This window comes from Bradyrhizobium quebecense (assembly GCF_013373795.3).
GTDB classification, from domain to species: domain Bacteria; phylum Pseudomonadota; class Alphaproteobacteria; order Rhizobiales; family Xanthobacteraceae; genus Bradyrhizobium; species Bradyrhizobium quebecense.
This window is the reverse complement of the sequence record NZ_CP088023.1, coordinates 94,456-108,223: the sequence shown is the minus strand read 5'-3', so window position 1 is coordinate 108,223 and position 13,768 is coordinate 94,456. Positions and strand designations below refer to the sequence as shown.

9 protein-coding genes and 6 pseudogenes are annotated in these 13,768 nt (G+C 60.2%); 6 read left to right on the top strand and 9 right to left on the bottom strand.

Translation table 11 applies throughout. The features are described from left to right. Window positions 1-18: 18 nt before the first annotated feature. From HU230_RS41915 to HU230_RS41895, 5 genes are all read left to right on the top strand, one after another. Complete coding sequence (locus HU230_RS41915; protein WP_176535468.1) at window positions 19-300, top strand: hypothetical protein; 282 nt, start codon at window positions 19-21, stop codon at window positions 298-300. Beyond that, a complete protein-coding gene (locus HU230_RS41910) occupies window positions 297-491 on the top strand; it encodes a hypothetical protein (RefSeq protein ID WP_176535466.1) in 195 nt (64 codons plus the stop codon). The genes HU230_RS41915 and HU230_RS41910 overlap by 4 nt, the downstream gene beginning before the upstream one ends. After that, complete coding sequence (locus HU230_RS41905) at window positions 488-757, top strand: hypothetical protein (protein WP_176535465.1); 270 nt, start codon at window positions 488-490, stop codon at window positions 755-757. The genes HU230_RS41910 and HU230_RS41905 overlap by 4 nt, the downstream gene beginning before the upstream one ends. A gap of 21 nt (window positions 758-778) precedes the next feature. Continuing rightward, window positions 779-1,045 (top strand): hypothetical protein, encoded by a 267-nt coding sequence (locus HU230_RS41900; protein ID WP_176535463.1) that lies wholly within the window; start codon window positions 779-781, stop codon window positions 1,043-1,045. 662 nt (window positions 1,046-1,707) lie between these two features. After that, window positions 1,708-2,931 (top strand): AAA family ATPase, encoded by a 1,224-nt coding sequence (locus tag HU230_RS41895; RefSeq protein WP_210284700.1) that lies wholly within the window; start codon window positions 1,708-1,710, stop codon window positions 2,929-2,931. 155 nt (window positions 2,932-3,086) lie between these two features. Here the strand turns inward: HU230_RS41895 and HU230_RS41890 are convergent, their stop codons facing one another. From HU230_RS41890 to HU230_RS41850, 9 genes and pseudogenes are all read right to left on the bottom strand, one after another. Beyond that, window positions 3,087-3,353, bottom strand: a complete 267-nt coding sequence (locus HU230_RS41890; protein ID WP_176535459.1) for a DUF3892 domain-containing protein — start codon at window positions 3,351-3,353, stop codon at window positions 3,087-3,089. A gap of 267 nt (window positions 3,354-3,620) precedes the next feature. Then, complete coding sequence (locus tag HU230_RS41885; protein ID WP_176535457.1) at window positions 3,621-3,839, bottom strand: hypothetical protein; 219 nt, start codon at window positions 3,837-3,839, stop codon at window positions 3,621-3,623. Between the two features lie 541 nt (window positions 3,840-4,380). Further along, window positions 4,381-5,724, bottom strand: a complete 1,344-nt coding sequence (locus HU230_RS41880) for an IS1380 family transposase (RefSeq protein WP_176535456.1) — start codon at window positions 5,722-5,724, stop codon at window positions 4,381-4,383. 1,068 nt (window positions 5,725-6,792) lie between these two features. After that, window positions 6,793-7,188: pseudogene (locus tag HU230_RS41875) on the bottom strand (integrase core domain-containing protein); the annotation flags it as partial. 2 nt (window positions 7,189-7,190) lie between these two features. Further along, window positions 7,191-7,526 (bottom strand): annotated as a pseudogene (locus HU230_RS41870) (transposase); the annotation flags it as partial. A 610-nt stretch (window positions 7,527-8,136) separates the two neighbouring features. Beyond that, window positions 8,137-8,286: pseudogene (locus HU230_RS41865) on the bottom strand (IS5/IS1182 family transposase); the annotation flags it as partial. Further along, window positions 8,279-8,536, bottom strand: a pseudogene (locus HU230_RS41860) (transposase); the annotation flags it as partial. The pseudogenes HU230_RS41860 and HU230_RS41865, both read right to left, overlap by 8 nt. Before the next feature lie 410 nt (window positions 8,537-8,946). Then, window positions 8,947-10,173: an IS91 family transposase gene (locus tag HU230_RS41855; RefSeq protein WP_176528572.1), complete on the bottom strand. Its 1,227-nt coding sequence runs from the start codon at window positions 10,171-10,173 to the stop codon at window positions 8,947-8,949. A 20-nt stretch (window positions 10,174-10,193) separates the two neighbouring features. Next, window positions 10,194-11,055, bottom strand: a pseudogene (locus tag HU230_RS41850) (tyrosine-type recombinase/integrase). 603 nt (window positions 11,056-11,658) lie between these two features. Between HU230_RS41850 and HU230_RS41845 the strand changes: the two are divergent. After that, window positions 11,659-13,703, top strand: a pseudogene (locus HU230_RS41845) (TonB-dependent receptor). The last annotated feature ends 65 nt before the right edge of the window (window positions 13,704-13,768 follow it).

Below are 13,768 nucleotides of genomic sequence, written 5' to 3'. Positions count from 1 at the left end.
ATCGCGCTCGACCGTCAGTTGTCCAATCTTGGCGTGCAGCTTCTCGATCTCGCGTTCGCGCGTTTCCTCGCTCTCGCGCCCGACACCCGCATCAAAGGCCCGCGCCGCCTGGTCCAGCAGTTGCTTCTTCCAGGCATAGCTTGGCTCAGCAAGGAGGGCAACCGCACTGTCGTGGTTGACCTCGACCGGAAGGTAACACGCGAGGCGACGCCAGAAGAGCTGGAGACCGGCGTCTTCTTCGCCAGTTACGACGACTATGCAGCGAGCAACGGAATCCGAACTGAGAGGACGGCGGCGTGATCGAGCTTTCCAAATCTGACAAGGCAATGATCCGCTGTGCGGCCGGCGACCGCGACACGGCTGGCGTGCAGAACCTCGAGGCCAAAGTCGTCGCGCTTCTGACGAAGCAGATCGGCAATGGCACGCTCTCCCACGTCACCAAGAACAACGTGCGCGCGGCTATTACCCTGGTCACTGGTGCGGGCAAGTGAGCCACGAGGGCCACATTCTGGCAGAGTTGTTAGCTGATCCGCGTTTCAGTTTCAGCCTTGCATCAGAGGTTCAGCGTCAGCTTGAGCGGTTGCTTTCATCGCGGCCTCCTGATCGTTTGCCGTGCGCCGATACGTTAGTTGAGATCGTGCTCCGCTCCATCGAAGAGGCAAGCCGGGATATTTCCGGTGTTCGCGCGGCATTCGTGTCCCCGGCCATCTCAATCGGAATGCCGACGCGTTTCACGGCGCTGCGCCTGCCTCAATGAGAGAATCTCGAAAGGTCAAACATGGGTATCTCAACTTCACTAGACTTCATGGTGCCGGAAATGTCGGCCGGCGGACCCATCCAGATTATTCTCCCCGCGAGTTGCATAACGCTGTCCAACAGCGAGATCGCTGCAGACGCCGAAATTGGCGACGTGCTTGGAACGCTGGCGATTAATGCCGCCTACGAAGGCACGGTTGTTTGGGAAATGGTCGATGACTCCAATGGGCGATTTGCAGTCAATCCATCAACGGGCGTTGTGACCGTGGCCAAAAGCTTGAGCGACTGATGCTGCATGCGGCGAGCGCCGCCCAGGGCGTCGCGGCGTAGGAAGAACGATAAGCCCGGGCAGCCCGAGCCCCCCTTAGTTGGGGCTTGCCGCCCACCTCGGACCTTAGACCGAGGAGAGGTGATCGGGCGCCACAAGAGGGTTGGGTCGAGGCAGTGCATCCTGAGCGGCTGGGTGTCGCAGGCATAGGGGCATTCCTGCAGCGGGACGAATTCCCGTAGCTTTCCGGTGCAACTGGCGCGCGGCATTTGTTAGCCCCTACCAATGCCGAAGACTTTCACCCATAGGGGCGTTTCGTTCGACGTGATCCGCCGCTATGAGGATCAGTTCGAGATCGTCATTCATCTCGACGATTCAAAAACGCGGAGCACCGTGAGAACGCGCCTGCCAGAGTTGGCAAAGCGCCGCGCTGAAATGCTCATCAATCGTAAGCTGAAAGACAAAATTAGGCCAGTGTGAGATGGCTCAATTGACGGTCGCCGAATTCGCAGACCTTGCGGAATAGGTCCGGGCCGATCTCGCCCTGCTCATAGTCGGACGAATCGTAGGCCTCACTAGAATCTTAAACTAGGTTGACCGATCTTATGAAACTTATCGGATTCCAGCATAAGATCGCTATAGATTTGTAAGTTACCCTTTAGTCGGGTTGACCCAAGCCCCTTATGCAACTTAGCTCATTTGCCCATAATTTGTTTAAGAAAGCTAAAGTGGACCCAGTTGCGAACCCATATGCTCCAGGTGCCGGGAGCCAGCCGCCCGAGCTTGCCGGTCGTAGCGAGATTGTCAGCCGGACCGAAACAACACTTGCTCGTGTTAAAGCGGGGCGACATGCGAAGAGCTTTATGTTGGTCGGGCTCCGGGGCGTCGGAAAGACAGTTCTGCTGAATCGAATTGCCCAGATCGCTGAGGATGATGGCTACACCGCTACGGTGATTGAGGCGCCAGAAGGCAAGTCTCTGCCGGAGCTTCTAATCCCATGCTTGCGAAAGATTCTGTTCCAACTCGACACCAAGGAAAAAGTCACCGTCGCGGTAAAGCGCGGAATGATGGTGCTGAAGTCATTTGCCAAAGCGGTTAAGGTTACGGTGGGCGAGGTGGAAATTGGTTTGGACATCGACGCAGAGAAAGGTACCGGCGACAGTGGGGACCTCGACACAGACCTGGCTGATCTCTTCGAGGTAATTGGCGCCGCTGCTAAAGCAAGGAATACTGCGGTAGCGATAATCATCGACGAGCTTCAATACATCAAAGAGACTGAGTTCAGCGCTCTCATTATGGCCGTTCATCGCATTTCGCAGAAACAGTTACCCCTAATCGTGATCGGTGCGGGCTTGCCTCAGTTGGTCGGCCTTGCGGGCAAAGCAAAATCATACGCTGAGCGTCTCTTTGACTACCCAGAGGTGGACGCACTGAACGAAAAAGATGCCGCAAGCGCTTTGAAGGAACCCGCAAAGCGAGAGGGCGTCGACTGGCATCCTCAGGCGCTCAAACTGGCGGTCCAGCTAACACGCGGATATCCATATTTTCTTCAGGAGTGGGGATACCACTCTTGGAATGCGGCCAAAGCCGGCTCCGGTAAAATCACAACTAAAGATGTAAAGGCAGCTAGCGAAGCAGCGAGGTCTAACCTCGACGACAGCTTCTTCCGTGTGAGATTCGATCGCGTTTCGCCTCGCGAGAAGGATTACATGTTTGCCATGGCAGCGCTTGGGCCGGGAGCTCATCGCTCAGGCGATATCGCAACCGAACTCGGAGTTCCGGTCGAAAGCGTTGCTCCAGTTAGAAGCTCCCTGATAAAAAAGGGAATGGTGTATAGCCCGGCTCATGGTGATACGGCGTTCACCGTGCCGATGTTCAACGAATATTTGATTCGGATCGGCCGCTAGGGCCGCCGACGCGGTATGGCCGATCCGAACGCTTCGATACCAGACCTTCAAATCCAAACTCGCAAGCTTTCCTGAAGAGGTCGGGGCCATCTCGCCTTGCTCGAAGTCTGAAACGAAAATGCCCTCCGGCCGGCGCGCGAGAGCCGACATGCTGGTCACGGGCAATCCGGAAGACTCAGAAGATTGTCGGGAAGAAAACGATCGTTCGCGGTCTTGAGGTACTCGCGACCATCGTGTTTTTTGACGGTCACCTTGACCGTCTTGCCCTGCTCAGTGACCTCATAAGAGCTTTTGTCGCGTCTGACGTTTGCAATGGCTGTTTCTTCCAAGTCTTGCCATCCTGAACCACCGACTGCTTGAATACGCCGATGGCGGTCTTTATGGTTAGGCAGCCTGGTAATGCAGGTAATGCGGCGAGTCATGGCTCACTCCTATTCGTCTCCAGCGGCAGAACGGCATCACAGCAAATCCCCAATCAACCAAGTGAGGATACGGGGAGCAGCCTTACGGCCCGACGTGCGTCACCATTATCCCGACCAGCAGGACGGCGCTTAAGACCGCAAGGCCAATACAAATGCGAGCCGGGATTGAATAAGAACGGAAGTGTGGGTTGTTCGAATATGCCACGCACCTCTGAGTTCTTTCCTTGGGCGTCGCGGGCTTCGGGATCGCGGCCTCTCACTGTCGCTTTAGCTCTCCCGCGTCGCGACAAGGTCTCGTCCGAGAATGCCGACCCGTTTGTTCAGCGCGTGGCGCAACGCATTGCCCTCACATGCCGTCATCCTGCCAGCAGACCGCTCGGATATACAATCCGTCATGACCCGTTGAATCTGGACTAGCGTCATACTTTCGATCTGGGCAATGCGCTTCTTAACTTCGGCGCGCAAGTTGGCAGTCTCTTTAGACATCGTCAGATCCTGATGCTCCACGGAGTCCAGCCCGAAACGCTAACGACGTTTGACGGTATAGCATCAACATTGGATCGGGCTCCTACCTACTCTAGGGGGGCAGCCGGCCGACCGGATCGCGGTCAGACACCAGGCACATGCTCCTCCATCCTTCAAGCCAGAGGTCCGAAACGCCGGGCTTCGCTCAGTCGCCAGCCTGATCCGGCCGACCTCGCGCTCCTCATGGATTACGACGTGGTCGTTCTCGAGCTTATAACCGACTGACCGTTGGCGGAGGAGGGGCCATGCGGCCCGCCCTATAGCCGAGCGCAATCTGGGGTTTCACCGTGGGTGAACGAAAGTTTTCGAGATGACGTAAGCCTGATGTCAGCTGGAAATGTTTAGCCCGATCTATTCACGTGAGCACGGTCGTTCTTGACGTCTGACGGGGGCTGGCGGCTGGCGTGGGTGACCGTCCGGCCTTTTGTCACCGGGTTCTACATCAAGCTGTTTTTGTACGCGTTGGAGGAGTGGGGCGGGTGAGCGGCGCAGGCCCGGTCGGTTACGGGCCGAGCGGGAGCAGCGCGCCGGGCTTGCTGCGGAAGAGGTCGGCTTCGGGGCATGCCGCGGCGAACGCAAGGCGAATGCGGCTCGCGGTTTCGACGACCCGGGCTGCGATTTTCAAGAGACGAAGACGCAGCGTCGCGAACTCGGCAGTGGCCAATTCGCGGACTTTGGGAATGGCGCCGCGCACGGTAAGCATCAACCAATAAGCGGCGGTGTGGAGAACGAGACGGACCTGGTTGGCGAGCGCCGAACGGCAACTGGTGCGATCGGAGGCGAGCTGCGTCTTATGCAGCTTGATCAGATTTTCGGCTTGGCCGCGCGCGCAATACAGGCTGTCGTAGATCCACTCGGCCGAGCCGACATCGAGGCTGGTGACGACGAAGCGGATGTCGAGGCCGAGCATCGTCGCCTCAATACGGGCGACAGTGCGCCGTTCGTGATCCCAGGACTTTGCCTTGTGGCGCGTCTCGGTATAGCCGCGCAGAACAGGCAGGTTCTCGATGGCGCGTCGCGTGCGAATGTTGTCGGCGACCTCGTCGACTTTTCTGGCGAGAGGCTTGGTACCGGACAGACCGAAGATGTAGTCGATGCCGTTGTTCTCGCACCACGTCATGGCCTCCGGCCGAGCATAGTGCCCGTCGCCACGGAACGTAATTCGCGTCTTGTGCCACCGCGTCCGGATATGCCGTATCAGGCGGCGCAGATGGGCACGCACCTCGACCCCGCCAGGCGTCTTGCCGGGCCGCAGCACGACCGCCACGGGCCGGCTCTTCTCCGTGTCGTAGACGTGGATCGGCAGGAAGCAGCGTTCGTCATAATGAGCGTTGAACAGCGAGAGCTGCTGATGGCCGTGGACGACATCGCAGGTATCATCGATGTCGAGCGTGACGGATGCCGGCTCGCGCGGGTAGCTATCCATCCATGCGTCGACCAAAGTGTAGGTCAGTCGGATCACGTCGCGCAGGCGCGGAGCATTCTCCAGGCGCGACAGCGTCGGTTGGGAACACAGATCGCGACCGCTGTCCGGCAGCCGTCCGCAGGCCAGCTTGAATGCGGGATCGGACCGCAGATGATCGAGGTCGTCGGCGTCCTCGTAGCCGCAGCAGATCGCGAACATGCGCGCGCGGAACATATCGACAAGGCTGTGCACGACCCGCGTCGGATCGCGCCGATCCGGGAACACCCGGGCCAAATTGTTGGCCAAACCGAGACGCCGCTCGGCCATCGCCAGAAGCATCACGCCCCCGTTCGAGGTCAGCCGACCGCCATCCAAGGCAGCTGTGACTTTCTTGGCGTGAACGGCTGGAAACGAGAAGGGCAGAATCGTATCATCGGTCATGGCGGGCGTGGTGTTCGCGGCTGAAGGTGATGGGGTTGGCTTCGCAACCGAATCCTACGCCGCATCAGCGCTTTACACCACGCTCGCCAGCCTCTCAGGCGCCCTCTCGCGAATAAGACGGGCTATCTTTGGCACCGCGAAGGAGATGCCACCAATGCCGTCCTCTCCGCCGCCGGCTACAACTTCCGGCGCCTCCTCCGCTGGCTGCAGCTCGTTCCGAACTGAAGTTCAGGTTCTTCACGGACGACGCCTTCAGTGCTGCGTCGATCTTACGCCTCGTCTTCGTCATCATGCCCTCCGTCTATCAAACGGAGCGGCCCGTTCCAACTAAGCACGTGGTCCCAAAATCGGGGTCCATTTCAGAGAGTTCTTTGGCCCATCTTCCTGGCCACCCTTATCGCTGCCATCAGCGACCACTCTTCGCTGCAATCGGCTTCTTAACGGACGACTGATTATGTCATCCGATTGTGCGAAAATCGCCAGCTGTCTGTCGATCCACCGGTCGAATGCCGTGTCGACGCCACGCAGCGACTCCAGAAATGTGTCGGGCTCCTGCTGAGGCGGGAATGTTGACCGGTGAGCTTGGACGGGTCTGCCGATCCCATCGATCCAGACCCTGTTGGTCTGCAAGGATACGCGGTCTTTTTCGATGCAAAGCAACTCTGGGGCGATCGCGATGCCTCGCTTCAGCTCCATTAGGCTTTGCCGGAGACTGGCTCGTGCCTGTTCGTGCCAGCGCGTGCTCCAGAGCAACCTGGCAAGCCGGCGCCGCGGGACTGTGGAGTCTCCGCACATGGCGAGATAGGCTAGGATTGCCTGCGCTTTGCGGCCGCGCGGCAGCACGCTCTCACCTGTCCAGCGCCAAGCCTCCATTGCGCCAAAGACGCGCAGCCGGAGTAGCGGTCTGACGTTCTCTGAGTCGGTATCGAATTTCACCGTGCCCCTCTACTAAGATGATTGAGGTATATCATTGCCACCGAGTTTTCATCCAGTGGTAGTTACAGTCTCGGGCTTTTGTGTAGCGAGACCGAACTTTGGACCACCCAGAACTAGATTTTTGCGCCTCTGTCACGTTGGCGGGCTGGTGGCGCCGACGTGGTTGTGCAGCAAAATCGGCCGTCGATTGCCGATCGCGCCGTGGGGCGGTTCTTCGTTATAGTATCTGCGCCAAGTCTCCACTTTTTCTTGGGCGTCCGCAAGCGACAGGAACCAATGGGCATTGAGGCATTCGGCCCGGAAGCGGCCATTGAACGCCTCAATATAAGCATTGTCGGTCGTTTTGCCCGGGCGTGAGAAGTCCAGCGTGACGCCGCGCTGGTAAGCCCAGAGGTCGACGCCACGCGACACGAACTCGCTGCCTTGGTCGACGCGGATCGTCGCCGGGAAGCCCACTTCGTTGCAAACCCTTTCCAGCACCTCCACAACATCGGTGCCGCGGAAAGTGAGCCGCGGCTCCAGGGCGGGCCCGGCGAGGCCTCCCGGCCGATCGCCTCGCGCGCCAGCATCAGGAGTGCGTGGTTGATCGATTGCCACAATCCGCTGTCGCGCCATTGGTAGAAATAGTACTGCACCGTGGTCATTGGTGGAAACAGAGTGGGCGGCAGCATGCGCCACGGCAACCCGCCGCGCAGCAGATAGAGCACTGCCTCGACGATGTCGCGATAGCTCCATTTCGGGCGCCGCCCGCGCTTGGCCCGCACAGGAAGCAACCTCTCCAGCCCGCCCCATTCCGCATCCGTCAAGTCGCTTGGCAAACGCAGCTCCTCTCGGGCAAACTGTGCCCGGGTGATATCAGTCCACATTCTCGATCCCCTTGATGCTTCGCAACACCAATGGAACCAGAACTCGCTGATATCACTCAACTTATTTTTCGGTCGGACACTGAGCTTTGCGGCCACGCGGTAGAATGCTCTCCCCCGTTTGGCTCCACGCCCCATAGGCCACGCAGCCGCAGTAGCGGCCTGACATCCTCCAAAACCGATCTCAAAAGTCACCGCCTCATCTCTGACGCCGTTGAATGCGGGGGCGAAGGTCGACAAACAGGCGCTACGCCCTCAGGGCCGCCGCCCGCCCGGCCTCCGGGCCCGATGTGCGGATCACCGGCAGCGCCTTGAGGCCTGGCTTCGCGGCACCGCTGGACATTGAAAAACATCCAGCGCACGCACTGGAGCAGGATTGCCCGGTACGCCCTAGGCTGCGTGGACAGTTACCTTAGCCAGAGCAGAGTTGCGGCGATAGCGACGACGGCGAAGTAATTTGTCGGCCGTGAAGAACCTGCCAAGCCATTGGGCGGGAGTCGATTTTGGGAACGGAGCGAGACCAAGGCGATCAAGCCAAGTGACCTCAATCGCGTCATCGTCGACACCACGGTGCAGCCCAAGAACGTGATGTTCCCGACCGACGCGCGGCTTCAAGCGTCCTCAAGGCTCGATTGGCGCGCTTGAACTGCTTGGCGTGGGCATAGCGCTGGTGCTTGATCAGCGCGAACTTGCCGATCCGCCCATAGGATTGACGCAGCTTGATGCCGGCGGCTCCCTTTGCGAGCCGCACCAGCTGCGAGCGCTTCGAACATTCGCAGCCAGACCCCCTTGGCGCTCCACCGGCTGAAGCGTCGGAATACGCTGTTCCATTCGCCGAACGCTTCGGGCAGATCACGCCACGGCGAACCGGTTCGAACGATCCACAACACGCCTTCGACAAACATCCGGTTGTCGCGGCCCGTCGAACCACGCTGGTCCGGCCGACCGATGATCAAGCCGGAAATACGGTCCCATTGCGGCTCGCTCAGGACGAGCCGATCCATAACACCCAAGGCATTCTCCTAAAAGAAAGCCTTGAATCACGTTCCGTCTGATTTGAGAATCTGGAGGGTTCTGTGAGGTCGCGCTCACGCGAGGGCGCGGCAGGCGCTTATGACGCGACCTCATTGAAGCCGGATTGAACGAAGGCGCGGGAGGCTATTCGCGGTTTTGCAGCTATGGGGATTGTTCGAGATCGCCATGCCCGATCTGCTGGCTCGGCGCGTGAGGCAGAGACACAGGAGTGCGCATCCTGGAAGAGTTGAGATCAGACGCGCTTCGCCTGAGATCGCGATAGGCCTTTTGCTGCATCGGACGGTTGTTGTCGCGCAGTGTGACAGCACGGATTCGACATCGTCCGCGATGATCGAGACGCTGGGAGCGAAATGACGAATGATGATCGTCGTGCACGACATGACTTGGCTCACGATGTGTCGCATCGGAACGGTGATGTTCGAGGGCTGGGGCGTCTGAAGCTATGTCGAAAGCGCTCAATGATGCGCATGACGCCACCACAATCGGGACAGGCAGGAACCTCGGCCCGGGTTTGAGCCTCCGAATCCACAGGCGACGGCTGGCCATCGTTTGGGGCTGTTCGCTCATGATCGAGAAGTTCGCGGCAAAGGGCGAGCTTGGCAGCGCGATGGCGGTTGGCCATGAAGCCGAAGTGGCGGATGCGGTGGAAGCCGTCAGGCAGCGTATGAAGCAGGAAACGGCGAATGAACTCATCGGGCTTGAGATTCATGATCTTTGTCGCGCTGTTTTGGCGATAGTCCTTCCATGAGAAGGCGACATGATCGTCGTCGAGTGCGACGAGCCGGCTGTTGGCGATCGCGACGCGATGGGTGTAGCGGCCGAGATAGGCCAGGACCTGTGCGGGTCCGCCGAAGGGCCGCTTGGCGTAAACAACCCAGTTGATGCGTCGCATGGCGTCGAGGTGGGCCGCAAAGGCAGCCGGCTCGGCCAGAGCTCCGAGATCGCCGAAGAAACGCAAGGCACCGGAGTTGAAGGCTGCCGACAGACGTTTGAGAAAAAGTGTGCGAAATAGTCTGGACAACGGTTTGACGGCCAGGAAGAAGTTCGGTCGGCAAGCGGTCCAGCGCGCGCCATCGGGCGAGAGGCCGCCACCCGGAACGACGCAATGGACGTGGGGATGATGCATCAGCGTCTGTCCCCAGGTGTGGAGGACGGCGACGCCGCCGATCGCACCGCCGAGCCGGCGTGGATTGGCGGCGAGCGTCGTCATCGCCTCGGCGGCAGCCTTGAACAGGATGGCATAGACGACGGCCTTGTTCTGGAAAGCGATCGCGGCGATCGGTGCGGGAAGTGTAAAGACGACGTGGAAATAGGGAACCGGAAGCAGGTCGGCTTGACGCGCGGCGAGCCACGCGGCTCGGGCTCTCCCCTGACACTTCGGACAGTGCCGATTGCGGCAGGAATTATAGGCAACGCGTGTCGTGCCGCAGTCGTCGCAAGCCTGCATGTGGCCGCCGAGCGCCTCGGTCCGGCACGCAACGATCGCGCTCATCACGCGCCGCTCGACCCGCCCCAGATGACCGGCATGTACACGGCGATAGGCGTCGCCATGCCGGCACAGAATATCGGCAATCTCGATGGCGGGCCTGTTGGAGCGGATGTCGGAGCGGGTCATGACCCGCATCCCGCTGCGGGTCATCCAGGTGGCGTCACCTCCAGCGACAGGCGATCGAGCGGGCTCTGCGTCGCTCGGATCGTATCGGTGGCGACCTGCGTGTAGCGCGCTGTCGACGACAAATTATTGTGCCCGAGCAAGACCTGGATGATCCGGATATCGGTTCCGTTCTCGAGAAGATGTGTCGCGAAGCTGTGGCGCAGCGTGTGCAGCGTGACGCTGCTTGGTCAGGCCCGCAGCCTTCACCGCCGACCGGCAGGCGGCATGCAGCACGGTCTGATCGATCGGATGATCTTCGTCACGACCAGGGAACAGATAAAGCCGCGGCCGGGCGAGCCGCCAGTAGGTGCGCAGGATGCCCAGCAGCTGGGGCGACAGCATCACGTTGCGATCCTTCGCGCCCTTGCCGTGGCGCACCTGGATGACGCCGCGGGCGCTGTCGATGTCTTCGATCCGCAGTCCCGCAACCTCCGAGGCCCTGAGCCCGGCCGCATAGGCGGTGGTGAGCGCGGCGCGGCTCTTCAGGCTCGATACCGCTTCAAGAAACTGAACCACTTCGTCGGCGCTGAGAACGACCGGCAGCTTGCGCGGTTCTCGCGCATAGGGAATGCGCTCTGGGATGAGCGCCTCGCCGAGCGTGACGCCGTAGAAAAACCGTAGCGCACAGACGATCTGGTTCAGCGCCGGCCATGAGATGCCGGTCGAGACCAAATGCACCTGGAAGGCGCGGACGTCTTCCAGCTCTAACCGGTCAGGCGATCGGCCAAAATAGCGGCTGAACTTCGAAACCGCGCTGATGTAGGATCTTTGCGTCGCCGGCGACAGATTGCGGACGGTCATGTCTTCGATCAGGCGGCGGCGAAGAGGGCTCAAATCGGCCATCTCGATACTCCTGTCTGAGGGGGTGGGATCCAACACCCACATCCTCTCAGCCAGGAGGCGATCTATGCCACCTTGCCCCCTACGCCGCGGCAGCGGCTTCGTTCAATCCACAATCGAATTTGCAGGCTTTGGCGGTCTTTACCTCCCAATCCCTGCAATCTCAAACCGTCTCAAATCCGAAAAACAGACTCTCGCTCAATCGCTTAGAGCCTTGTTCACGGACGACAAAATAAAGGCGTTTTTATTGACTTGGCGGCTCGTGCAGCGGCACGTCGCTCCGGTATTTATTCCTGTCAAACCGGAAGCTGTTGAGAGATGTCTTCGAGAGCCACCTGCCGCCCTGTTGCTATTCTTGCCGCTACCGTCAAATCACATCCGAAGTTCTCCAGACCGACTGCCTTCGCGGCCTCTCTGGTCTCCATCGCCTTTTTCAGCGACGGCTTCCTTCACCGCACCAGCGCGCAAAGCGCTGCGCCGGAGACGGCGACAGCCTTGCCGGCGGTGACCGTCACTGCCGACGTGCCGAAGCAGCGTGCACGCCCGCGTTTGAACCCAAGTCGAAGGGCGGGCCGTCAAAGCGCGCCCGCGAATGAGCGGGCCAGGATGCAAGCGGAAGCGAACCCCGCTGCCGCAAGGCCCGGCGCACTCCCGCCCTCCTACTCAGGTGGGCAGGTCGCCCGCGGAGGCCAGATCGGCTTGCTGGGCAACAGGGATTTCATGGACACGCCGTTCAACGTCACCAGTTACACGGCGAAGAAAATCGAAGATCAACAGGCCAGCACGATAGCCGACGTCGTCAGCAACGACCCTTCGGTCCGTTTCACCGGCCAGACCGGCGGCATTCTCGACTCCTTCTCATCCGCGGCTTTCCGATCGGCGAGGGGAATGTCGGAGAAATTGCCTTCAACGGTGTCTACGGTGTTGCACCGAACTACCGTGTCTTCACCGACTACGTCGAACGGATCGAGATCATCAAGGGCCCGACCGCGCTACTTTACGGGATGGCCCCGAACAGCAGCGTCGGGGGCACCATCAATATCGTCCCGAAGCGTGCCTCTGATGTCGATCTCACACGGGTTACGACCGACTACGCGACGAACAGCCAGTTCGGCACGCATCTCGACGTCAGCCGACGGTTCGGCGAGAACCGCGAATTCGGAATTCGCGTCAATGGCAGCTATCACAATGGTGATACGCCGCTGGACAACCAGAACCGGCAGGCGCATGTCGGCGCCGCCGCATTCGATTATCGCGGTGAGAAATTCAGAGCATCGCTCGACTTCATCGATCAGGAAGAAAAGTTCGACGCGCCCACGAGACCGTTTCTGGTCGCAACAGGCGTAGCTGTCCCGACCGCGCCGGTCGGGAGGCGCAATGTCACGCAGGCCTGGGAATGGGCCAAGGTTCATGACAACTCGCTGCTGGCGCGCGCCGAATACGATGTGACGGATTCCGTGACGGTGTTCGCCGACGGCGGTGGCGGCAGGACCCAGGTCGATCGCTTGTTCGGCACGCCGACGATCCTGAACGCGGCCGGCAACACCACGTCGACACCGGGACGCTTCAAATTCGATATCGACAGGAATGTCGCCGACGCCGGTGTGCGCGCCCGGTTTGAAACTGGCGCGATCAGTCACGCCGTGAGTTTCCGGGGCAGCTACTACACGGATCAGATCTCACGGGGCTCTGTGTCCGGGACGCCGGTTCTGTCCAACATCTATGCGCCGATCGCCCGTCCTGAGCAGCTCGTTGCTGCTCCCGCGACTGTTCCGAAGCTTTCGGATACCGAATTGACCGGCTTGGCGCTGGCTGACACTTTGTCGGTTTTTCAGGAGCGCCTTCAGCTGACCGTCGGCGTGCGCCAGCAGGGGGTGAAGTCCAACAACTTCAATACCACCACGGGAGCGGTCACGTCCTCCTATGACCAGACGGCGCTCACGCCGATGGTCGGCCTCGTCGTCAAGTCCTGGAGCAACGTTTCGCTCTACACCAACTACATGGAAGGGCTCAGCAAGGGCGACGTCGCACCGACGACCGCGAGCAATCAGGGGGAAGTTCTTGCGCCTTACTTCAGCAAGCAGCACGAGGCAGGCGTCAAGGTCGACTTCGGAATGCTGGCCACCACGATCAGCGTGTTCCAGATCACCAAGCCGTCGGGACAATTGGGTGTCGACAAGATCTTCCGGGCCGACGCCGAACAGCGCAATCGCGGCCTGGAGTTCACCGTATTCGGAGAGGTGCAGCCGGGCATACGAGTCCTTGGCGGCGTGACGTTGATCGATGCGGAGCTGACAAAGACAAGCACGCCAACCAATCTCGGCAAGACGCCGATCGGTGTGCCTCAGGTGCAGGCAAACCTGTCCGCCGAATGGGACACGCCGTTCGCACCCGGACTGACGTTGGTCGCAAACACCATCTATACGGGACACCAATATCTGGATGCGGCGAACACGCAGGTCGTTCCGGCCTGGACGAGGCTCGACCTGGGTGCCCGCTACAACACGCGGATCAACAACCGGCCGGTGACGCTTCGGGCCCTGGTTCAGAACGTGTTCGATACCAATTACTGGGCTGGCGTGGCGAGCTTCTCCGCATTGTCGCAAGGTGTACCGCGAACCCTGCTATTGTCGATGTCGACGGATTTCTGAGGCGGGTCGGCTTTGACGCGTGCAACGGCGATGTTGCCGGCCCCGAACCTCACCGGACGCGCACG